This window comes from Chryseobacterium sp. G0162 (assembly GCF_003815715.1).
Taxonomy (GTDB): Bacteria; Bacteroidota; Bacteroidia; order Flavobacteriales; family Weeksellaceae; genus Chryseobacterium.
In genome coordinates, this window is sequence record NZ_CP033922.1 from 2745627 (window position 1) to 2767875 (window position 22249).

The following is a 22249-nucleotide window of genomic DNA, read 5'->3' on the forward strand; positions in this document are numbered from 1 at the left end:
CGTTAAATGGATTTTTTTATAATAAGCCCTGAAAACGTGTGGTATATTATAATATACTAGATTGCACAATACTTATGCCATTTGTTTTTTGCTAAAAAATATGGTCAAAATTTCCTTTTTTACATAATCTTTAGGATTTAAAATTAAAATAAAGAACTTCTGCTTCTCTAATTTCTTAAAAATGTGTATTTTCGCAAACTGATAAAAAACTATAATTTATAAAATGGCAATTTTAGGACAGATTAGGAGTAAGCCTTGGCTTTTAATGGGAGTAATAGCCTTAGCGCTTTTGGCGTTCTTGGTGAACCCAGACAGTATCGACAAGGTTTTTGGTAAGAATCCTGACGTTTTAGGAAAAGTAAATGGTGAGAAAATCACCCGCGAAGAGTTCAATGATCAGCTTTTCGTGCTGCAGCAACAAGCTGAACAACAGGGTCGTCCAAAGAACGGTCTTGAAGAACAGGCTTGGCAGTTACTTGTTCAATCTAAACTTATCAAGCAACAGTTTGAGAAATTGGGCTTTGAAATGAATGATGATTATTTCTGGAATCAAATCCAGTACGATCAGATGTTCGCTCAAAATCAGCAGTTTTTTGATGAGAAGGGGAACTTTAAAACTCAAGACCTTAAAAAAGAAATTGAAACATTACAAAACACTAACCCTCAGGGATATGCTCAATGGTTGAAAACTAGAAAATCAATTGAGTACAGACTGATGGCAAGACAGGTGTTTACCAATATTTCAGCAGGTATTACTACGGGTAAGAAAGAAGCTGAAGAATTGATGAAAGAAAGAGATCAGCTTGCTGACATCGACTTTGTAAAGGTAGACTATGCAGCTTATCTTCAAAAAACAAAGATCAATGTTACGACAGAAGATCTTGCCAACTACATCAAGCAGCACCCGGTAATGTTCAAAGCTGAGCCTAGCAGAAACTTAGGTATCGTATTTTTCCCGTCTAAGCCAAGTGCAGCAGATGATGCAGCCGCTTTAAAGGAAATTACAAAATTATACTCAGGAGGTACGGATGCGAGTGGAGGTACTGAAAACTTCCAGAATACGAAGAACGACTCTATGTTTGTAATGGCAAACTCAGATTCACCTTTCAATCCTCAGTATGTAAAGCCTACACAATTGCCTGCTACTATACAAGGTCAGATCGCAACAGCTGCGATAGGACAGACTTTTGGTCCTTATAAAGAACAAAATTTCTATGTAGTTTCTAAGCTTGTAGGGAAGAAGACTTCAGATTCTACATTATCAAGACATATCCTGATCGCTTTCAAAGGAAGCCCTGCAGGAGAAGGAGTAACAAGATCTAAAGAACAGGCTAAGAAATTAGCAGACTCTATCGGAGCTATCGTAAAAGCAACACCTGCTAAATTTACAGAGTTCCTTAAGCTTTCAAATGATCCAAACTCTGCTGCACAAGGAGGTAGCCTTGGTTGGACAACTCCGGAAACCCCTTTCGTTCCTGAATTCCTTACTTATTTGGCAAACAATCCTAAAGGAGCAACAGGAGTTGTGGAAACTCAGTTTGGTTACCATATCATCAATATCGAAGATAAAAAATCTGGATCAATGGGGTATAAGGTGGCAAATCTTGTAAAAGAGATTAAGCCTTCAGATGCTACAGAAGCTGAAACAGATAAAAACTCAAGAAAATTCATTCAGCAGGTTCAAGGAAAATCTTTCAACGATTTCGTGAACATTGCTAAGAAAGGAAACTTCCAGTTCACTAACCCTAAAGCTGCGAAGAGATTCGAAGGACAACTTCAGGGACTAGGTACTGAAAAAGATAGCGATATTCTTACTTGGGCTTTTGATAAGAAAAGATCTAAAGGAGATACTGAATTATTTAATGTAGACGGAACAGGAGACAAAATTGTTGTATTCCTGAACGGAAAACAGGAAGCTGGTCTTGCTGATCCTGAATCTGTAAGAGATCAGATTGAAGTAATTGTTAAAAATAAATTGGCTGCAAAACAAATTTCTGATAAAATTGCAGGAGCAAAAGCTTCAGGTTTAGATCAGATTGCTGCTTTGTTTGCTACTACAAAACAAACCGCTCAGGTAAACCTATTAAACCCTTCAGTAGCTGGTGCTATGGAGCCTAAAGTTGCTGGTGCAGCCTTCGGTGTTGCAAAAGGTAAACTGTCTAACCCGGTTGAAGGAGGAACAGGAGTTTACGTACTGATTAAAAAATCTGAAACTGTAAACAAGCAACCTGGTGATCTTAAGCAGTTCACGGAGTCTATTTCTCAGAGAAATGCAGGAATGTTTGGACAGGCTTGGTTGAAGAGTCTTCAGGATAACGCAGATATCCAGGACTATAGAATCGAGATCTGGAACAAGCTGGGAAATCAGCAACAATAAGAGATTCTTATCTATTAATATAAAAGCGACAATTTTTTGTCGCTTTTTTTTGTATTTAACGCAGAATAATAAAGGAAAAGATTTATTTAAAATGTATTATATTTGCTTATTAGAAAAAAATTAGCAAGTGAAGTTCAGTAAAGAATTAAAAGCTGGTGTGATTGCACTTCTAGCTATCGTAGGCTTTGTGGTGTTGTTTCAATTTATGAAAGGGAAAAGCCTTTTTACTACCGACAATATCTTTTACGCAAAATATGAAAATGTAGAAGGCCTTGCGCAGTCTTCGGCAGTCTCTATTAATGGTCTTAAAGTAGGCCAGGTTGATAAGATTATACCTCAAACAGCAAAGGACGGTAAAATCAGTTTTGTTGTAAAAATTACGGTTGATAACAAATTTGAATTTTCAAGAAATTCAACATTGGAAATTTTTGAACCGGGATTAATGTCCGGTAAAGAAATGAGAGTAAACCTGATGTATGGCGGTGCTACAGCAAAAGATGGAGATACTCTGAAAGGAGCTTTCAAGCTGGGAACGCTGGGAAGTCTTTCTTCTCAGGTAGGTCCGGTAAAAGATCAATTGCAGGTAGTTCTCCACAGAGTAGACTCTTTAATGGCAAATGCTAACCTGCTCGTAGATGCACAAAACAGAGCCGAAGTAAAAGCTTTATTATCCAACCTTAACAAAACAGTAGGAGCACTTCAGACTACAGCAGGAAATGTAAACAGCCTGGTAGGTCATAATGATCCAAAACTACAGAAAGTATTGGATGATGCAAGTCTTACTATGCAAAGTGGAAAGGTAACCCTGGATAAATACGGAAATCTTGCACAGAGCATTGATACAAAACAATTAAATGCAACGATTGCTAATCTTGATGCTACTGTAGGAAAACTGAATCAGGTGATTGGTGGAATAGATAAAGGAGAAGGAAGTTTGGGTAAACTAATGAAAGACGATCAGTTGTATAATAATCTTAATTCAGCTTCTTCTAACCTGAATACATTAATCGAGGATATGAAAGCGAATCCTAAGCGATATATCAATTTCTCAGTTTTCGGTAAAAATAACAAAGACTAATACGCCTTATGCAGTACATCGATAACATTATTTTCCTGATTTTATTAGTAGCGGGATTTGGACTGTTTGCCAAGAGCCTACTGAAGATCTATAGAAATATCAGACTTGGTCACGAGATCAATAGAACGGATAGAAAATCTGAACGCTGGACTACCATGGCAAGAGTAGCTATGGGGCAAAGCAAGATGGTGAAACGTCCTATTGCTGGTGTTTTACACCTTTTCGTGTACGTAGGTTTTGTGATTATCAATATAGAACTTATTGAAATTATTGTTGATGGACTGTTTGGAACTCATCGTTTCCTGGCTTCAGTTTTCGGAAACGGATTCTATAGTTTCTTTACTGCAACGTTAGAAATTCTGGCACTTCTTGTTGTTATCGGAGTTGTGGTTTTCTTCATCAGAAGAAACTTTTATGGAGTAAAGAGATTAACCATGAAAGAACTTTTTGGATGGCCAAAACAAGATGCCAACTGGATTCTTATCATTGAATTTGCTTTAATGATGGCGTTCTTTAAAATGAATGCTGCTGATTGGGTGCTACAGCAAAGAGGTGTATTACCGGCGCTTGGAAGCTTCCCGATTAGTTCTTCTATTTTAGGTCCTGTTTTTAGTAATTTCGGTGATGGATTTTTGCACTTTACAGAAAAAGGAGCTTGGTGGTTCCACTTTGTAGGAATTCTTTTCTTCATGAACTACCTTTACTATTCAAAGCATTTACACATTATTTTAGCATTCCCAAGTACTTGGTATGCGAATCTTGATAAAAAAGGGAAATTCAACAATCTTGATTCTGTAACAAAAGAAATCAAATTGATGATGGATCCTAATGCAGATCCTTATGCTGCACCAGCAGAGGGAGCTGAAGCAGATGTTCCTTCCAAGTTTGGAGCAGAAGATATTTTTGACCTTAATCAGGTACAATTGTTAAATGCCTATTCTTGTACAGAATGCGGACGTTGTACTTCTGTTTGTCCTGCAAATATTACCGGGAAAAAATTGTCTCCGAGATTGATCTTAATGAAGACCAGAGACAGACTGGAAGAAGTAGGACGGAATATTGATAAAAACGGGAAATTTGTAGACGACGGCAAAAAGCTGTTGAATGACTATATCACTAAAGAAGAACTTTGGGCTTGTACTACATGTAATGCATGTACAGAGGCTTGTCCTGTATTGTTAGACCCACTTTCCATTATCTTTGAAATGAGAAGATTCCTGGTCATGGAACAGTCTGCTGCTCCGCAGGAGTTGAATCTGATGATGACGAATGTGGAAAATAATGCTGCTCCTTGGCAGTATAATCAGGCTGATCGTCTGAACTGGGCTTCAGAAAATTAAAAAACTAATCGATTTGAAAGTTTGAAAACTGCTGATAGCTAAGTCATTTTCAAATTTCCAAATTCTCACATTTTCAAATTGGAAAAAGAAATGGATTTCAATATAAAAACAATGGCAGAATATGCTGCCGAAGGAAAATCACCGGAAGTTTTATTTTGGGTTGGATGTGCCGGAAGTTTTGATGACCGTGCCAAAAAAATTACAAAAGCATTTTGCAAGATATTGAATAAAATAGGGGTTGAATTTGCTGTTTTAGGACAGGAAGAAAGCTGTACCGGAGATCCTGCAAAAAGAGCAGGTAACGAGTTTGTTTTTCAAATGATGGCACTTACCAATATTGAAGTTCTGAATGCTTATGAGGTAAAGAAAATTGTAACAGCGTGCCCACACTGTTTCAATACCCTTAAAAATGAATATCCAAGTCTTGGAGGCCACTTTGACGTTGTTCACCACACTCAATTCCTTAAAACCTTAATGGAAGAAGGGAGATTGAAAATTGAAGGCGGAGCGTTCAAAGGAAAGAAAATTACCTTCCATGATCCATGCTACCTGGGACGTGCCAATGATGAATATGAAGCTCCAAGAATGCTTCTTGAGAAACTGGATGCAGAGCTTGTAGAAATGAAGCGTTGCAAAACAAATGGACTTTGCTGTGGAGCGGGGGGTGCCCAGATGTTTAAAGAGCCTGAAAAAGGGAATAAAGACATCAATATTGAAAGAACAGAAGAAGCTTTATCTTTTGAACCAAAGGTAATTGCAACAGGATGCCCATTCTGTAATACAATGATGACGGACGGGGTAAAACACTTCAACAAAAATACAGAAGTTGCGGTAAAAGATATCGTTGAGCTTCTTGCTGAAGCAGACGATTTATAATTGTAATCTTATACAGGTTTATGAAGGTAGAATTGAAACTCTCCTTTTTATTTATCATTTCGATACTTGCTGCTCTTACATTCTGGAATTACCAAAACAGAGTATATAACTGGGATATGCCGGGATATTTAGGAAGTATGTATACTTCTGAGTTCCCGAATTCACAAGATAAAGTTCGAATTATAACTTACGATGAAATAAAAAAAGAAGCACCTGCAGACCAGTATACAGATATCATCGGCATAAAGCAGTGGAACATTCCAAGGCAATATTTCGTAAAAAATACACAATCTTTTACAGAACAATTACCCTATTTTCAAATCAAAGTAGGGTATATTCTTGTAATAACTCTCTTTTATAAGTTGGGACTTTCCTCTCCAATGGCAGTCTTGTTTACCAGTCTTATTTCTTATTTTTTTTCAGGGTTACTATTATTTTATATTCTAAAACTCCTATTTCCGAAGAAATATTGGTTTGCAATAGGACTAACGGTTGCAGCCATGCTTTTGCCGCCCATGACGGATATGGCAAGAATTTCGACACCGGATATGTTCATTTTTCAGTTTATCCTGATTTTTATCATCGGTTTGATCAAAAAATGGAACAAATGGGGGATGTTTGTACCTCTGTCTGCCATCACCTTTATACGTCCGGACTATATTACATTTACCCTGACTTATATTATTGCCGTTTTCTTCTTTTACTATTTTAAAGAAAAGAAGATTGATTTTTCCCTTATTGCACAGGGTGCGGTACTTCTGCTGATATATCTGGCAATTATTAAATTTTACCATTATCCCGGTTGGAAAGACGTTTTTTACGATACTTTTATCGACAGAAGACCTTTTATTTCCACCCATCCTATTGAAGTAAGCGTAAGAGACTATCTGAGTGTTATTTATATCAGGATGATCTACTTTAAAAAAGTGACACTGTCTGTAATCATCATGATTGCAATAATATTTTGGTGTTCCAAAGATGCATGGGTAAGAATGATTTCAGTACTTTTCCTGGTGAATGTATACATCAAATTCTTTTTCTTTCCGCATACGGCAGCATTGAGACTCTTCTTTCCGTTTATTTTTCCGCTTTTCATTATGATGCTCTATGCATTGAGTCAAAAATATTATACTATTAAAAATTAAATGATTGTATGGCTTAAGAAATGGATATAATATCTAGACATTTCAAGAATGTAAACGAAGATGTATAACATCAAATCATACAGTTCAGGAAGAATCCCTGGTTTTGTTTTTTTATTCAAAATGCTGTAAATTGCAGTCAGATAAAACGAGTATGGGAAGTCTTTTAGCTTCATTTTTTAAATTCATCATAGGTTTCCCTTTTTTCAGACAAAAGTTTTTTGCCTTTCATAAATATATCTTTAAACCTTATCATCTTTTTAATGGGGTAAAGAAAAGCATTGTTTACCGAGGTAATATTATCCTTAATTTAGATCTTGATGACTGGATTCAGCAACAACTTTATTTTGTTGGAGACTATGAAAAGAACGAAATAGATTATCTATACTCTGTTTTACAGGATGGAGATACTTTCATAGACGTAGGCGGGAATATTGGTTTGTTTTCATTAAATGCATCCAGAATTATTGGAAATAATGGTCATGTGTACGCTTTTGAAGCCTTTAATCCTAATTATAAAAAATTTTCCCAGCATCTTTCTATTAATAATTTTAAAAATGTAACTCTTGAGCACCTGGCTGTTGCGGATAAAAATGATTACATTGAAATTTTATACAACGAAAGTTATGGAAATGTAGGCATGGCTTCATTGTATCTTGAAGATTTCACGGCAAAAGAGAAGGTAAAAAGTGTCATTCTGGATGATTATGTTAGAAATCAAAAGATTACAAAGATTAATCTTATTAAAATAGATATTGAAGGGGGTGAATTTTCAGCACTACAGGGGATGCACGAAATACTTACCCATTACCAACCTAAAATTATCATAGAAATAAACAATATAGCACTGAAAAATTCAAATCATAGCGAAGAAGAACTCATCCATTTACTTGTTGAAAAAGGCTATTCTCAGACCAAAGTATTAAGTAGAAATGAGAATTCTTATAATGCTGTTTTTGAATGTCTTTAATTGGAAAGAATATCTTTACAGGATATAAGTCACATTCTGTCTGAAGAAAAAAGCGTAATTTTATCCTCTAAATTGATTAGATATGAAAATTGAAGAATCAAACGTTGTAGAAACAAACGATTACAGAGTTATTATATATCCGGCATCCAGGCCATTTGAAACTAAAGAAGCAAAAGCTATTACGGAAAAACTATTTGATTTTCTGGCAACTTGGGCTGCGCATGGAAAGCCACTTTCATCATCCTTCAAAATTGAAAAAAATCAATTCATTATTGTATGTGTTGATGAAGAGAAGGAGATGGCTTCAGGGTGCAGTATTGATGCTTTAGGGAAGGTAATGAGAGAGATTGATGAAGAGTATCAGTTGGGATTATTTGACAGAATGAAAGCCAGTTTCGTAGAAAACGGAGAGATGAAAACATTAAAGCTTCTTGATTTCAAGAACAAATTAAGAAACGGTGAATTGTCAAAAGATATTGAGGTTTTTGATTTTTCTAAAAATACTTATTTGGATTTTTTAAGCCATTTCCTTCTTCCATTGGAGAAAAGCTGGGCTTCTTCCATAAAATAATCTCTATTGAAAATCCTGTATATTTCCTCATGGTTTCCCAACAAGTTGGAGCCTACGAATGGCAACTTTGTACAACGTCATGCAGAAGCCGTTGCGTCGTTGCATGAGGTAGAAATACTACATGCTATAGGGGATTTCTCCCAAGATCAGGAATTTATTTTCGATGATCAGAAGATCAACGGAATAAGAACTCTTATTGTATATTATAAAAGCTCAAAAAATCCGTTACTGAATTTTAGAAATAGAATGCAGGCTTACCAAAAGGGTTTCCTTGAGTTACAAAAGCCTGATTTGGTACATGCAAACATATTGCATAATTCCATGCTTTTTGCGGTTTATCTAAAGGAAAAATATAAGATTCCCTTTGTGGTTTCAGAACACTGGTCAGGTTTTCTTCAGATTAATAGATCCAAAATTTCATTTACAAGTATTCTTACAGCACGATATATTGCCCGGAAAGCCTCTTTCTTATTTCCTGTAAGTAAAACTCTGATGGATAATTTAAAAGACCTTAAAATCGGTAAAAACTTTAAGGTCATCGGAAATGTGGTTAACACAGATCTTTTTTTTCCGGAAAATAAACAAAGCAATACATTTACATTTCTTCATATATCGAATCTTATTTCCCTTAAGAACCCAGATGCTATCATAGAAGCTGCAATTAGGCTAAGAAAGGATTTTAAGAACTTTGAACTCCAAATTGGAGGCGACGGGGATGTAGAGCAATTAAATAGACTTATCGAAAAGTATGATGGAAAGAGTTACATCAAAACATTTGGAGAAATTTCATATACAGAGGTTGCTGAAAAAATGAAAAAAAGCAATTGCTTTGTCCTTTTCAGTGACTATGAAAGTTTCTCGTGTGTTTTGTTAGAATCTCTTGCTTCGGGGGTTCCGGTGATTGCTACGCGTGTAGGAGCAATTCCTGAAATTATTGGAGAAAATCAGGGAATTATCATTGAAAAATCTAAAGAAGAACTCTATAGAGCAATGAAGAATATGCTGAATGGAAATTATAAAGCAGATTCTCCGGAAAAACTTCATCAATATGTTGTCGAAAAGTTTTCAGTATCAGCAATAGCAGATAAATTTAATCAGGCATTTAAAAATATAATATAAGACTGTTAAAGTCTAAATGCTCCGTTGATAAGGTTGAAATGAAAAGCATGAAAGATTTTTTTAGAAATTTTTTTAACAATAGTGGACATCATGTTTTCTTTTCATTCCTTATTGCTAAAATCTGCAGTTTTTTAGGATCTTTGCTGATTATCAGATTATTGCCTGAAAATGAATTTGGGGTCTTAAGCATTGTCCTTTCTGTCTTAACTATTTTTGCTCCATTTACAGGATTTGGAAGCAGCCAGAGTTTAATCCGTTTCGGATCTATCTCATCTGATAAAGAGGAAAAATTAAAAATTTCATCTTATTTTTTTTTCAAAGGAATTTTTTTTGAAGTCATTCTGATTCTTCTGTTTCTAAGTGCCTCTGTTTTCTATTTTCATAAGTATGAAGATATCTTCATTATTTTTATGGCCTGTGCGGTAAGGCTTGGAGGGTTTTATTTTCTCAATCATATTCAGGTATTTTACCGAATTACCGGCAGCAATCAGATATTTGCCAGAATCAATAATGTTGTGAATATCGGAGGACTGTTGTTGGTTTTAATTCTTACCTATTTTTTTAAGTTTTACGGATATCTTATTGCCATCAGTATTGCACCGTATTTATCTTTAGTATGGTTAAAGAAGGATATCTATTCGCATCGGGCATTCAAACTTGAAAATTATAAAGAGATGTGGAGATACGGAATCTTTACTGGTCTTACATCCCTTACTTCAGATGCTCTGTTTTCATTGGATATTCTGTTACTTGGATTGATGATGAATGAGAATGCCGTTGCCAATTACAGAACTGCTATTCTGATTCCTTCTAATATCATTTTTTTGGCGACCAGTTTTCTGCAGAGTGACTTTCCGGTTCTCTCAAAGAATTTTAAGAATAAAAAGTTCCTGCAGTCCTATGTTGTGAACTTTAATAAATTTTTCATTCCCATTTGCCTGGGAATTCTGCTTTTCTTTTATCTATTTAAAAAGTACATTATCATTTTCTTTTTTGGAGAAACTTATGCGGAGAATACAACATTATTCATGATTTTATCGGTGGGTTTTACACTAGGAATGCTGACCAGAAATCTTTACGGGAATCTTTTGCCGGCTGTAGGTAAAGTAGAAATCAATACTTGGCTCAGTGCGGGTTCGCTCTTATTTCTGGCTGTATTAGCATATATATTGGTTCCTGTCTATGGTACCATTGGGATGGGAATTGCCATGACGGCAACATTGCTTATTTCAGGTTTGGGTTTTCTGTTTTTTTTCTTTTCCTACTTAAGGAAACTGCCTTAATGATAAAATCTTTTTATCTTTGTTGGAATGAAAAATATCTTTCTTTATATCTTATTATTTAGTTGTGTGGTTATCAGCTGTGGTCAGGATGAAGAATCTCTGCAAAGAATTGACCAGATAATGAATATCTATATGAAATCGGATACCAATCCGGATTTGTTGAATGCTAAAAAAAGTGGTTCTTTTACCAGCTATTCAGTGAATGATCTATTGGGGGATAAAGATAACTCTCCTGTGACGACTATGCCTCTAAGAATGAGACAGGATTCTGTTTTCTATATAGAGTATATTGCAGGAGCCAAAAGAAAGAAATTTGATTCTGCTGGCACAACTTATTATTCGAGGATGGCTGTAACCTTAAATAAGACTGTTAATAATACTCCTCAGCCAGTTACGGATATTCTTGAAATTCATTATCGAAATTCGCCGGAAGTTTTTCAGGTTTCAGAAGTTTTATACAACACAAAATCTGTATTTTCAAAAGATTCGGGTACTCCCAATTCGATAAATAACGTAACTATCATAAAATAGTTTTAAATTTGTAAAATTGTTAGCTTATATTAGGCTAAATTTAATATTTAACATCTAAATAAAATGTTACAAGTCAATTTTTTACGCGACAATAAAGAACGCGTTTTAGAAGGTCTTCAAAAAAGACAATTCAAAAATCTTGAGTTGGTAGACGAAGCTATTGCTACTGACGATGAAAGAAAAAGAATCCAATTTGAATTAGATTCCCAGCTTTCCGAGATCAATAAAATCTCCAAGGAAATTGGACTTTTAATGAAGGAAGGAAAGAAAGAAGAAGCGGAATCGGCAAAATCTAAAACAGCACAGTACAAAGAGTCGAGTTCAGAATTGAAAGTTCAGCTGGAAGTAAAAGAAACAGAATTATTAAATATTTTGTACCAACTTCCCAACATTCCAAATGAATTGGTAAAAAGCGGTGCTTCTGCTGATGATAATGAAAATATTTTCCAGTCTCATACCGTAGAAGGTCTTGGTGAAGGAGCTATTCCTCACTGGGAACTGGCTAAAAAATATAACCTTATTGATTTTGAATTAGGGGTAAAAATAGCTGGAGCAGGATTCCCGGTTTATTTAGGGAAAGGAGCAAGATTACAAAGAGCTTTAGTTCAGTATTTCCTTGATAAAAATGTAGAGAAAGGATATACAGAGGTAAACCCGCCTCACGTAGTGAATGAAGCTTCAGGGTATGGAACAGGACAGTTACCTGATAAAGAAGGTCAGATGTATTATATTAACGAAGATAATTTATATCTGATTCCTACTGCAGAAGTCCCTGTAACAAACCTTTACCGTGATGTATTATTGGATGAGAAAGATCTTCCGATTAAAAATACAGCTTTCTCTCAGTGTTATAGAAGAGAAGCGGGAAGCTATGGAGCTCACGTAAGAGGTTTGAACCGTCTTCACCAATTCGAAAAAGTAGAGATTGTAAGAATCGAAAAACCTGAAAATTCTTATGCTGTATTGGAAGAAATGGTAGAGCATATCAAGGAGATTCTTACTGATCTTGAGCTTCCATTCAGAGTATTAAGACTTTGTGGTGGGGATACAGGTTTTGCTTCTGCAATGACGTATGACTTTGAAGTATGGAGTGCTGCACAGGAAATGTGGTTAGAAGTAAGTTCTGTTTCCAACTTTGAAACATTCCAGGCTAACAGATTAAAGTGCCGTTACAAAGCAGATGGAAAATCTCAATTGGTTCACACCCTGAATGGGTCTGCAATGGCATTGCCAAGAATTATGGCAGCATTGTTAGAGAACAATCAGACAGCAGAAGGAATTAAACTTCCTAAGAAGATTGCTGAATATGCAAGATTTGATACAATCAACTAATTTGATTGATCTCCAAATAAAAACCCACCGGATTCCGGTGGGTTTTGTTATTTTATTCCGTAATGATTATAATCTTTTTATCAGCATTTTTCAATTTTACATCCTTATCATATATGGCTTTCAAATCGTATTCTATTCTTACTGAATAATCATCTACCTGTTTCAGCCAGTCATGCCTGCCGGTGATCGATTTTATTTTACTTTCGAACTTTAAAGTAGTCCCGATATTTTTGAAAAACATTTCCATCATGCCTTCCATTTTTTCTGATTCTTCCTTTGAAGTTTTGGCTCGGATTGCCGCTTCAATAGATCCCAAATTAAAGTTATCTGTATCAATGGTAAGAGTCTTTCCGTCCCAATGATTGTAAATATTCTGATCTATGGCTAATCTTCCCTCTTTGGTCATACTTTTCACAGACTGATAATCCTCTGTTGTAAAACTTTCCATTTTAAGGGAAAAACCTGCCAATTTATTGTTTTCTTTATTTGATTTTATGAATACCTTTTTCATGATTTTTAGGGTATCCGGATCTTTAGTCTTTAACGTGCCTTCCTGCTTTGCAAGATCATACATACTTTTCCAGGTGGTCGGTAGTTTATCTATTTGTTCAAATTCTTGTTGTTTTAACGAATCAGGAGTCATCGCCATCATTTCTGATATAAATTCTCTTGTATCAACATCCGTCACAGAGGTAATTACTTTATCGGTATGGTAGATAATCTCAGAATTGACACTACAGGATTGCAACATAAACAAGCTTATTAAAAATAAGACGATTGCTTTTTTCATGGTATATTATAAATTCTAGTTAATGGCAGTTCACAGCTCCATTAGGATCTTTTGAAATAGTCATGGACTCTGCTTTTGGCGAAACATAAGGAATGCCCAGTTCTAGGCCTCTGAGAATGAAAAGTCCACCCAAAATAATCATAATGACAGGCACCGCCTTTAAAATTTTTGTTCTGAAGGCCTGATTCATGAGGTTTCCAGCTAGAACGATGGCAAACATGAATGGAAGGGTTCCTAAACCAAATAAAGCCATATATAAAGCTCCCTGCCATATTCCTCCGCCTGCAAGGCTTGCAGTGAGAGCCATATAAACCATTCCGCAGGGTAAAAAGCCATTAAGAATTCCAGTTGTAAATCTTGAACGGTAATCAGCTTTTTGCAGGAGACGTCCTAAATTTGACTTTACTGAATATAAAAATTTGGACAAAAAAGGAATCTTTGAAGCAAAATCTTTTCCACCAAATGAAAATACAGCCATAATAATAAGCAGGATGCCGGCAGTGATGGTCAGGTATTTTTGAAAACCAGCCATCTCAAATCCCTGTCCTATAATTCCAAGAAGCGCACCTAATAATGAATAGGTGAAAATCCTTCCAAACTGATAAGTAAGATTTTGAAGATAAAAATTGGCTGCCTGTTTTTTTGTTAATCCCATCGATAAAGCTATAGGCCCACACATTCCGATACAATGAAAACCGGAAGCAAAGCCTAACGCAATAGCCGATATAACAAGTCCTATTTCCATATCACATCATAATCCATTCTATAGTCTGTTTTGTCCTTCGTCCAACTCAGTCTTAAGGTATAATTACCCATTTTCAATACCTGTGCAGGAATAATGAAAGAATGGTTGGCATCAAGTTCTACAGATTTTTTGATATCTAAATTCTGGTCGTCGGTTCTGTTTAAAACAAACTTTACCGTAGTGTTTGAGTTATTATAATCTTTTGGAAAATTGATTTTAATTCCTTGAGTGTCCTGGCTGTATACAGGTTTTTCCTGTAGTTCATCTGCTCTTTTCTTGGAATCAATTACATCCTGGTATTGTAATTCCTCTTCATAATAATTATCGGTTACCATTTCAGAGTTCTTTTGTCCGTTCGGGAAAAGAAACATCATGGATAATATGAAAATAATAAATGCTAATAATGCAATTACAACACCGTGTCCCCAACTAAAGTTCTTCATTTTGTCTAATTAAAATTGTAATTTAAATGGTCCTTCAAAATAAGTTTGATAAGAATCTACCAGTTTACCTTTCATATCGTAAACTCCGATCGTAATGTTCTGTTTAGAAAGCTTCATTTCATCTTCCGGAAAGCTGATATTGATCGTTCCTTTGGTAATTTTATCTCTATCTACCTGAATTTTACTAGATGCACTGTAAGTGATTTCTCCATGTGCAGGATCTATTACCTTGATGGTAACAATTTTCTTTTCATTGGTTTTATTCAGGAAAGTATAATTATAAGTATTGATAATTTTTCCTTCTTTCACAAAGAATGTGCTTCCAGCGGGCTTAATGAATTTAGCTTCCATTTCCCCACGGCTGTATAATAGATACCCTAAGAATCCTACCAGAAGAAATAAGAATATACTGAATCCTTTCATTCTTCCTGTAAATTTAAACTGAGTTTGTTTTTCAATTTCATTTTCAGAAGCATACCTTACCAAGCCTTTTGGAAGACCTACTTTTTCCATGACTTCGTCACAGGCATCAATACATGCCGTACAGTTGATACATTCCAGCTGCTGTCCGTCTCTGATATCAATTCCGGTAGGACATACGACTACACACTGATGACAATCTATACAGTCTCCTTTACCGGCTGCTTTTCTGTCTTCACCCTTTCTCCATTTTGATCTGTTTTCTCCTCTTTTGAAATCGTAGAAAACGTTGATTGTATCTTTATCAATCAATACTCCCTGAAGTCTTCCGTATGGGCATACCAAAGTACATACCTGTTCTCTGAACCACGCAAATACAAAGTAAAATGCAGCAGTAAGCAGAATCATTACAATGAAATTGGTAGGATGCGTAAAGGGTCCTTCAGAAACAATTTTGAATACTTGTTCATATCCCACAATATACATAAACATAAAGTGAGTGATGATGAGTGAAATAATGATATAAACAGACCATTTTAAAGTTCTTTTCCAGATCTTCTCGCTGTCCCATTCCTGTCTGTCCAGCTTCATCTGCTTGTTTCGGTCACCTTCAATCAGATATTCGATTTTACGGAAAATGGATTCCATAAAAATTGTCTGAGGGCAAATCCACCCGCAGAAAATTCTTCCGAATGCAATCGTAAAAACGATAATAAAGATTAAAGATGCGATGGCACCTAAAGTCAGGATAAAAAAGTCTTGAGGATAGAAAGGCTGTCCAAAAATGAAAAACTCTCTGTCTATGACGTTGAACATCAACAATGGGTTACCATTGATTTTGATGAACGGTAATGAAAAATAAATGATTAATAGTAGATAACTTACAATGTTTCTATAGTTGGTGTATTTCCCTTTTGGTTTTCTCGGAAATACCCATCTTCTTTTACCGGATTGCTCCATTGTCCCGATAGAATCTCTGTAAGTCTCAGGGTCCAGAACCTGTCCCTGTCCGCCTCGTACTTCTATTTCTTCTATGTCTGACATATTGTAATGTGTTTAAAAAAGAAAAAACATAATTCGTTACTATTTTTAAGGTAATAACAAATTATGTTTTTTTCATATGTTTCTAATTTTCTAAATTATTCTTTTTCCCAATGTGCTTCAGTTCCCTGAGGAGCAGCTCCTCCTTGAGCCTGAGTCACTGGCGGTAATTCCTGGTTGATGTGATATACATACGCTGCAATCTTTTCAATTTCAGCTCCAGAAACTTCCCCGTTTTTACCAAATGCTCTCATCGCCGGGTTAGTAGGAGAACCATTCCAGTCCATGTGGAATACGTTTTTGAATAACGTCTTCTCAGGCTGGTTGATCCAGAAGTTATCAGTAAGGTTTGGACCAATACCTCCACTACCGTCTTCTTTGTGACAAGATGCACAGTTTGTCTTGAATAATTCTTTACCTTCTGCAATATTATCAGCTGAATATTTAGCTGTTTCTATTGTTACAGGTGGCTGGCTTGCTTCATAAATTGCAATACTTGCCAATTGTTCTTTGTATTCTTTTTCATATTCGCTTAATGGGTGAGCGAAATCTGTAAACGCATACGCTGCAATATATACAATACAAAAAGCAGTCCCAAAGTAGAATAAACCTACCCACCATTTTGGTAATTGGTTATCCAGCTCCATAATTCCATCGAAACCATGGTCAATAAGGATATCTTTTTCTTCCGTATCAGATTGCTTTTTGAAGGCAGCTGCATACATTCTTTTGAAGAAAGGGATTTTCTTTTCAGCTAAATAAGCCGCTTTCTCTTCCGGAGATAATTTTTTGAATTTGTTGTTTTCAATCAAATCTCCAATAGCACTGTGGATAAAGGCAAGGATACCAGCTATCACAACAGTTCCCCAGAAGTAAGGCGAAGCTAGGAACGCGTAGCTCTGCACAAACAAATAATAAAAAACTATTAAAAGTCCGATTATTATCAAGATGTTTACAACAACAGGTGTTCTTTGTTTCATAAAAAATAGTTTAATTTTTTAAATTAAAATCGTCGTCTTCATCCTCTCCAAGGGGAGCTTCTTCTTCCTCTTTGTAATATTTCTTAGGCTTGCTAAAAACATAGATTACCAGAGCTACGAAGAACAGCATAAAGAAAATCAGAGCCAGTGTCTGGTAGAAGCCAGCATTTTCTGTATTGGATAATATATCTTTAAAGTTCTGAGGAATCATACTAACCTTTAATGTTTTTAGTTATTACTTGCTGTTTTAATTTCAGTTGTTTTAATATCTGTTCCTAATCTCTGAAGGTAAGAAATAAGAGCAATAATTTCTTTTTTCTCTAATTCTCCCTGAGGTCTCTTAGCATAAGCCTCTTTCAAGTCATTTGCTTCAGAGAAGATATCTTTTACAATTTTTGCCGATTGGTTGTCTGCCCACTTATCTGCAGAGTCAATTTGAGCTTTTGTATAAGGTACATCAAATGTATTCTTCATCAGCTTCAATTTATCTACCATTTTAGATCTGTCTAAGTTAGTAGCAATTAACCAAGGGTAACGAGGCATGATAGAACCTGCAGAGGTTGATCTTGGGTTATACATGTGCTTGTAGTGCCAAGAACTTGGGTTTTTACCTCCTTCTCTATGTAAATCCGGTCCTGTTCTCTTAGATCCCCAAAGGAATGGTCTGTCATATACAAATTCCCCAGCTTTAGAGTACTGTCCGTTTTTACCGTTAAATCTTGTAATCTCATCCCTGAACGGTCTGATCATCTGAGAGTGACAAGCATTACATCCTTCACGGATATAAATATCTCTACCTTCAAGTTCAAGCGGAGAATAAGGCTTCACTGCTGAAATAGTAGGTACGCTTTTCTTAAGGGATAGGGTAGGGATGATTTCAACCATACTTCCTATTGAAATTGTAAACAATGATAATACTGTTAACAATAATGGCATTCTTTCCAACCAAAGGTGGAATCCTTCTCCTTCTTTACGTTTGTTCCCGATGTTTGCTAATGCAGGTGCTTCAGCAGGAACTTCTTTCTGGAATGATCCTTTTCTTACCGTAGCAATTACGTTAACGATCATTAAGATTGCTCCGGAAATATAGAAGATACCTCCTAAGAATCTCATTTTGAAGTAAGGAATGATCGCTGTAACAGTATCCAACCAGTTTTTCCATAATAATGTTCCGTCCGGGTTGAATTGTTTCCACATTAATCCTTGTGTGAATCCGGAAATATACATTGGTACTGCATAGAAAATAATTCCTAAAGTCCCTAACCAGAAATGCCAGTTAGCTAATTTTACAGACCAAATTTTTGTTCTCCACATAATAGGTACCAGGTAATAGATAACCCCGAATGCCATGAAACCATTCCATCCAAGAGCTCCTAAGTGTACGTGACCAATAACCCAGTCAGTAAAGTGACCAATTTTGTTGATGTTTTTCGTTGCCAATAGTGGTCCTTCAAACGTTGCCATACCATAACAAGTAACAGCTACTACGAAGAACTTAAGGATAGGATTTTCTCTTACTTTATCCCAAGCTCCTCTTAAGGTAAGAAGACCATTTAACATTCCTCCCCAAGACGGTGCGATAAGCATGATAGAGAAACCTGTTCCTACTGCCTGTGCCCATGCTGGAAGAGCGGTATACTGAAGGTGGTGAGGACCAGCCCAGATATATACGAAGATTAGTGACCAAAAGTGAATAATAGACAGCTTATATGAGAATACAGGTCTGTCTGCCGCTTTTGGTAAGAAGTAATACATTAAACCTAGAACCGGAGTTGTCAATACGAATGCTACCGCATTGTGACCATACCACCATTGTACGATGGCATCTTTTGCTCCTGCGTATGCAGAATAAGACTTCCAGCCAGAGAAAGATAATGGAACTTCAAGATTGTTGAAGATGTGAAGCATTGCTACTGCTACCCAAGTTCCAAGATAGAACCAAATAGCAACATAAAGGTGTCTTACTCTTCTCTTTGAAATAGTGAGAATCATATTAGCCCCGAAAATGATCCATGAGAATGCAATCAGGATATCGATCGGCCACTCATGTTCAGCATATTCTTTAGAAGTGTTAATACCCATAAAGAAGGTAATGAACGTAGCAACGATCATAAACTGCCATGTCCAGAAATGAATCCAAGATAATGTATCACTGTACATTCTTGTTTTCAATAATCTTTGCGTAGAGTAGTATACCCCTACATAAACAATATTACACACGAACGCAAAGATCACGGTATTGGTGTGCAACATTCTGATTCTACCAAAACCAAACGCTCCATGAGTGTTTATTAACCCTTGAATATTACCCGATGCCAAACTTTTAATGGTTGTATCATCTGTACCGAATAAGAATTCAGGTAATTCAGGGTAGAAAAGCATTAATGCCGCCGTAAGCCCGAACGTAAATCCTATGAAACCAAAGATAATGGTCGCATAGAGGAACGCACGGACAATACTATTGTCATAACTAAACTTTTGTGTTTCCATATCAACTATTCACTATTTTTCTCAATTTTTATTATTTTCTCCTATTTCTTTCTCGTCTTTATTTTTGTCGCCAGTTTCATCTTTTTCCTTGACTTCATCATCGAAAAGGATTCTGACAGCAGGAGATTCGTCGTCTTCAAACTGCCCTTTTCTGGCATACACTATAAATACGACCAGGAAGATCGCAGCTAAAGAAACACTGCAGACGATCATTAAATATAGAATATCCATTGGACAACAAAATTAACCTATTTTCGGGGTTCAAATTTAGTGAAAAATAATGACATTCATCACGAAATGCCGATTTCAGCTAATTTAAAATCAGTCTAAATAAGAGGGTTTAAGCCTGTTTTTTGAAGTATTTGCGACCCAGTATCCATGTTGAAACTGTCGTAAATGTGACTACCGTGATGGAGCTTGCTGGCATGATGAGAGCAGCGAACAGCGGATGCATGTGCCCTGTAACTGCGTAACTTAACCCAACGATATTGTAAAGAAAACTAATTATAAATGTCATTTTCACAATGGTGATGGAGCCTTTGCAGACATTCAGATAGTTGTCTAAAGTCACTACTTTTTCACCATTCATGATAACGTCAGAAGAAGGGGTAAAGCTGTTGGTGTCATCGGCAATAGCAATACCTACATTGCTCTGCTTTAGGGCTCCTGCATCGTTCAGTCCATCTCCAAGCATGGCAACTTTCATGTTTTGATCCTGGAGATTTTTGATATAATTCAATTTGTCTTCTGGACTTTGATTGAAAGCCATTCCTTTGTAGTTTGGAATGAGCTCTTTAAGCTGATTTTCCTCTGAGGAATTATCTCCACTCAGAATAAATATTTTGTAGTGGGTGAGTTTCTTGAATAGATCTTTAAGTTTAGGTCTGTATTCATTCTTAAAGATAAACTTGCCTAAGAATTCATTGTTTTTGCTGATATAAACAGCGGTTTCTAGGTTTTTAGGTTCTTGATTGTTATAACGGGCAGAACCAATTTTATAAAGATTTCCTCTTACGTTTGCCAAGTATCCTTTTCCTGAGATTTCTTGGAAGTCTTCCACTGGGAAATAATCGTCATTCACTTCAATGAATTCATAAAGTGATTTAGAAAGAGGGTGATTGGAGTTCTTTAATAATGTTTTGATATTCAGTTGATCAAATTCGCTGATTTCAGAACCTTCAAACTTAATGTTTGATCTTTTCCTGTGAGTGATGGTTCCGGTTTTATCAAAAACAATAGTATCTAATTTGGCAATTTTTTCAATCGTTAGGGTGTCTTTTACATAAAATTTATTTCGACCTAAAATTCTCATAATGTGTCCGAAAGTGAAGGGTGCGGATAGGGCAAGCGCACAAGGACAGGCAATGATGAGAATTGCTGAAACAACCTGGAACATTTTCTCTAAATCGATGAATGCCCAGTAAATTCCGGAAATAAGAGCAATTCCTAAGATGATAAATGTAAAGTATTTACTGATATTGTTGGTTAGAGTATCAAGACCTGTTTCGTGTTTCTTGAAGGCCTCTTTATTCCAGAGCTGAGTAAGATAACTCTGGTCAACATCCTTAATTACCTCCAGTTCCAGAGATGATCCTATCTGTTTTCCACCGGCAAAAATTTTGTCTCCCGGTTGTTTGCTGATACTTTCACTTTCTCCTGTGATAAAACTGTTGTCAATGTTTCCTTCTCCGTTGATAAGAATTGCGTCTACCGGGATGATTTCCTGGTTTCTAACTAATATTCTGTCTCCAACTTTTATTTCGGAAAGAAGAATATTTTCTTGCTTTCCTTCAAAGTCTACCTTGGTTACAGCAATAGGGTAGAATGATTTGTAATCCCTGTCGTAAGAAAGAGCGCTATAGGTTCTTTTCTGGAACAGTTTACCCATCAGCATAAAGAACAAAAGTCCGCAAAGGGTGTCAAAATAACCAGGTCCGTAATCTGTTGCTACTTCATAAATACTTCTTCCAAAAAGAACGAATATTCCTAATACAATAGGGACGTCAATGTTGACAATTTTATTTTTTAATCCGTACCATGCAGATTTATAGTAATCTGAAGCAGAATAAAATACAACAGGACAGGCTAATAAGAACATCAAAACCCTGAAAAGCCCCTTGTAATGCTCCATCCAATAATCTTCTCCACCTACATATTCAGGGAATGCTAAAAACATCCCGTTTCCGAAAGCAAAACCTGCAATCGCAAACTTTACAAGAAGTGATTTATCAAGATGGTCAACATTTTTTTCAGCAGTTTCAAGGCTAATAACAGGTTTGTATCCTAAATTCGTTAAAAAATTAGCGAGTTCGCTTAATTTTAGATCGTTATGATTGAATGAGATCTGCAGGGTCTTTCTTGTGAAGTTAACCTGAGAATATTTAATGTAAGGATTCAGCGTATGAAGGCTTTCCAATAGCCAGATACAAGAAGAACAGTGAATTACAGGGATCTTGAATGTGACAAGACTGGTATTTCCTTCAGAGAAGTCGGTAACTTTTTCAAAAATTTCCGGAGTATCCAAATAATCGAACTGGGTAGAATTTTCATCGTTTGGACGAATTCCTGCCCCTTTATTAAGTTCATAGAAATTACTTAAATTATTTATATTCAGAATTTCATAAACAGACTTACAGCCATTGCAACAGAAAGTCTTTTCGTCAAACAAAATTCTCTCTTTTTCTATACCTTGACCACAATGAAAACAGTTCTCGCTCACCT

20 protein-coding genes are annotated in these 22249 nt (G+C 35.9%); 11 read left to right on the plus strand and 9 right to left on the minus strand.

Going from position 1 to position 22249, the window contains the following annotated elements; genetic code table 11:
• Positions 1-223 precede the first annotated feature (223 nt).
• The 11 genes from EG344_RS12575 to serS all read left to right on the plus strand — a co-directional run bounded on the left by EG344_RS12575 (position 224) and on the right by serS (position 12619).
• Positions 224-2377, plus strand: a complete 2154-nt coding sequence (locus tag EG344_RS12575; RefSeq protein ID WP_123909720.1) for a peptidylprolyl isomerase — start codon at positions 224-226, stop codon at positions 2375-2377.
• A gap of 127 nt (positions 2378-2504) precedes the next feature.
• The gene (locus EG344_RS12580) at positions 2505-3455 is read left to right on the plus strand and encodes an MlaD family protein (protein ID WP_123909721.1); all 951 of its coding nucleotides are present in this window, start codon (positions 2505-2507) and stop codon (positions 3453-3455) included.
• An 8-nt stretch (positions 3456-3463) separates the two neighbouring features.
• Positions 3464-4795 (plus strand): (Fe-S)-binding protein, encoded by a 1332-nt coding sequence (locus EG344_RS12585; RefSeq protein WP_123909722.1) that lies wholly within the window; start codon positions 3464-3466, stop codon positions 4793-4795.
• 90 nt (positions 4796-4885) lie between these two features.
• On the plus strand, positions 4886-5671 hold the full coding sequence (locus EG344_RS12590; RefSeq protein ID WP_123858192.1) for a (Fe-S)-binding protein: 786 nt from the start codon (positions 4886-4888) through the stop codon (positions 5669-5671).
• A gap of 20 nt (positions 5672-5691) precedes the next feature.
• Positions 5692-6816: a hypothetical protein gene (locus tag EG344_RS12595; RefSeq protein ID WP_123909723.1), complete on the plus strand. Its 1125-nt coding sequence runs from the start codon at positions 5692-5694 to the stop codon at positions 6814-6816.
• Between the two features lie 130 nt (positions 6817-6946).
• Positions 6947-7783: an FkbM family methyltransferase gene (locus EG344_RS12600; protein ID WP_123909724.1), complete on the plus strand. Its 837-nt coding sequence runs from the start codon at positions 6947-6949 to the stop codon at positions 7781-7783.
• 82 nt (positions 7784-7865) lie between these two features.
• Positions 7866-8354: a hypothetical protein gene (locus EG344_RS12605; RefSeq protein WP_123909725.1), complete on the plus strand. Its 489-nt coding sequence runs from the start codon at positions 7866-7868 to the stop codon at positions 8352-8354.
• Between the two features lie 6 nt (positions 8355-8360).
• Positions 8361-9473 carry a glycosyltransferase gene (locus EG344_RS12610; RefSeq protein ID WP_123909726.1) on the plus strand — a complete coding sequence of 371 codons (1113 nt, stop codon included), beginning with the start codon at positions 8361-8363 and terminating at the stop codon, positions 9471-9473.
• 47 nt (positions 9474-9520) lie between these two features.
• Positions 9521-10756, plus strand: coding sequence for an oligosaccharide flippase family protein (locus tag EG344_RS12615; RefSeq protein WP_164464432.1), 1236 nt, complete (start codon positions 9521-9523; stop codon positions 10754-10756).
• 27 nt (positions 10757-10783) lie between these two features.
• Positions 10784-11287 carry a hypothetical protein gene (locus EG344_RS12620; protein WP_123909728.1) on the plus strand — a complete coding sequence of 168 codons (504 nt, stop codon included), beginning with the start codon at positions 10784-10786 and terminating at the stop codon, positions 11285-11287.
• Between the two features lie 63 nt (positions 11288-11350).
• Positions 11351-12619: a serine--tRNA ligase gene (gene serS, locus EG344_RS12625; protein WP_123909729.1), complete on the plus strand. Its 1269-nt coding sequence runs from the start codon at positions 11351-11353 to the stop codon at positions 12617-12619.
• A gap of 52 nt (positions 12620-12671) precedes the next feature.
• Here serS and EG344_RS12630 read toward each other — a convergent pair whose 3' ends face one another.
• The 9 genes from EG344_RS12630 to EG344_RS12670 all read right to left on the minus strand — a co-directional run bounded on the left by EG344_RS12630 (position 12672) and on the right by EG344_RS12670 (position 22247).
• Positions 12672-13370: a hypothetical protein gene (locus tag EG344_RS12630; protein WP_228412733.1), complete on the minus strand. Its 699-nt coding sequence runs from the start codon at positions 13368-13370 to the stop codon at positions 12672-12674.
• Between the two features lie 58 nt (positions 13371-13428).
• Positions 13429-14154 carry a sulfite exporter TauE/SafE family protein gene (locus tag EG344_RS12635; protein ID WP_123909731.1) on the minus strand — a complete coding sequence of 242 codons (726 nt, stop codon included), beginning with the start codon at positions 14152-14154 and terminating at the stop codon, positions 13429-13431.
• Positions 14145-14597 (minus strand): FixH family protein, encoded by a 453-nt coding sequence (locus EG344_RS12640; protein ID WP_123909732.1) that lies wholly within the window; start codon positions 14595-14597, stop codon positions 14145-14147. Before EG344_RS12640 ends, EG344_RS12635 begins: the two co-directional genes overlap by 10 nt.
• Positions 14598-14606: 9 nt before the next feature.
• Entirely contained in the window at positions 14607-16061 is a 1455-nt protein-coding gene (ccoG, locus tag EG344_RS12645; protein WP_123909733.1) for a cytochrome c oxidase accessory protein CcoG, read from the minus strand.
• Positions 16062-16156: 95 nt separating this feature from the next.
• Complete coding sequence (locus tag EG344_RS12650; RefSeq protein ID WP_123858180.1) at positions 16157-17038, minus strand: cbb3-type cytochrome c oxidase N-terminal domain-containing protein; 882 nt, start codon at positions 17036-17038, stop codon at positions 16157-16159.
• Positions 17039-17048: 10 nt separating this feature from the next.
• Complete coding sequence (locus tag EG344_RS12655) at positions 17049-17249, minus strand: cbb3-type cytochrome oxidase subunit 3 (RefSeq protein ID WP_045501410.1); 201 nt, start codon at positions 17247-17249, stop codon at positions 17049-17051.
• Positions 17250-17266: 17 nt separating this feature from the next.
• Positions 17267-19528 (minus strand): cytochrome-c oxidase, cbb3-type subunit I, encoded by a 2262-nt coding sequence (gene ccoN, locus EG344_RS12660; protein ID WP_123909734.1) that lies wholly within the window; start codon positions 19526-19528, stop codon positions 17267-17269.
• Between the two features lie 21 nt (positions 19529-19549).
• Complete coding sequence (ccoS, locus tag EG344_RS12665) at positions 19550-19759, minus strand: cbb3-type cytochrome oxidase assembly protein CcoS (RefSeq protein ID WP_068939164.1); 210 nt, start codon at positions 19757-19759, stop codon at positions 19550-19552.
• A gap of 109 nt (positions 19760-19868) precedes the next feature.
• Entirely contained in the window at positions 19869-22247 is a 2379-nt protein-coding gene (locus EG344_RS12670) for a heavy metal translocating P-type ATPase (RefSeq protein WP_123909735.1), read from the minus strand.
• Positions 22248-22249: the final 2 nt, after the last annotated feature.

Coding starts and splice junctions, on each gene's coding strand:
- EG344_RS12575 (WP_123909720.1), top strand. CDS start 224: ATGGCAATTTTAGGACAGATTAGGAGTAAGCCTTGGCTTTTAATGGGA.
- EG344_RS12585 (WP_123909722.1), top strand. CDS start 3,464: ATGCAGTACATCGATAACATTATTTTCCTGATTTTATTAGTAGCGGGA.
- EG344_RS12590 (WP_123858192.1), top strand. CDS start 4,886: ATGGATTTCAATATAAAAACAATGGCAGAATATGCTGCCGAAGGAAAA.
- EG344_RS12595 (WP_123909723.1), top strand. CDS start 5,692: ATGAAGGTAGAATTGAAACTCTCCTTTTTATTTATCATTTCGATACTT.
- EG344_RS12605 (WP_123909725.1), top strand. CDS start 7,866: ATGAAAATTGAAGAATCAAACGTTGTAGAAACAAACGATTACAGAGTT.
- EG344_RS12615 (WP_164464432.1), top strand. CDS start 9,521: ATGAAAGATTTTTTTAGAAATTTTTTTAACAATAGTGGACATCATGTT.
- EG344_RS12620 (WP_123909728.1), top strand. CDS start 10,784: ATGAAAAATATCTTTCTTTATATCTTATTATTTAGTTGTGTGGTTATC.
- serS (WP_123909729.1), top strand. CDS start 11,351: ATGTTACAAGTCAATTTTTTACGCGACAATAAAGAACGCGTTTTAGAA.
- EG344_RS12630 (WP_228412733.1), bottom strand. CDS start 13,370: ATGTTGCAATCCTGTAGTGTCAATTCTGAGATTATCTACCATACCGAT.
- EG344_RS12635 (WP_123909731.1), bottom strand. CDS start 14,154: ATGGAAATAGGACTTGTTATATCGGCTATTGCGTTAGGCTTTGCTTCC.
- EG344_RS12640 (WP_123909732.1), bottom strand. CDS start 14,597: ATGAAGAACTTTAGTTGGGGACACGGTGTTGTAATTGCATTATTAGCA.
- ccoG (WP_123909733.1), bottom strand. CDS start 16,061: ATGTCAGACATAGAAGAAATAGAAGTACGAGGCGGACAGGGACAGGTT.
- EG344_RS12650 (WP_123858180.1), bottom strand. CDS start 17,038: ATGAAACAAAGAACACCTGTTGTTGTAAACATCTTGATAATAATCGGA.
- EG344_RS12655 (WP_045501410.1), bottom strand. CDS start 17,249: ATGATTCCTCAGAACTTTAAAGATATATTATCCAATACAGAAAATGCT.
- ccoN (WP_123909734.1), bottom strand. CDS start 19,528: ATGGAAACACAAAAGTTTAGTTATGACAATAGTATTGTCCGTGCGTTC.
- ccoS (WP_068939164.1), bottom strand. CDS start 19,759: ATGGATATTCTATATTTAATGATCGTCTGCAGTGTTTCTTTAGCTGCG.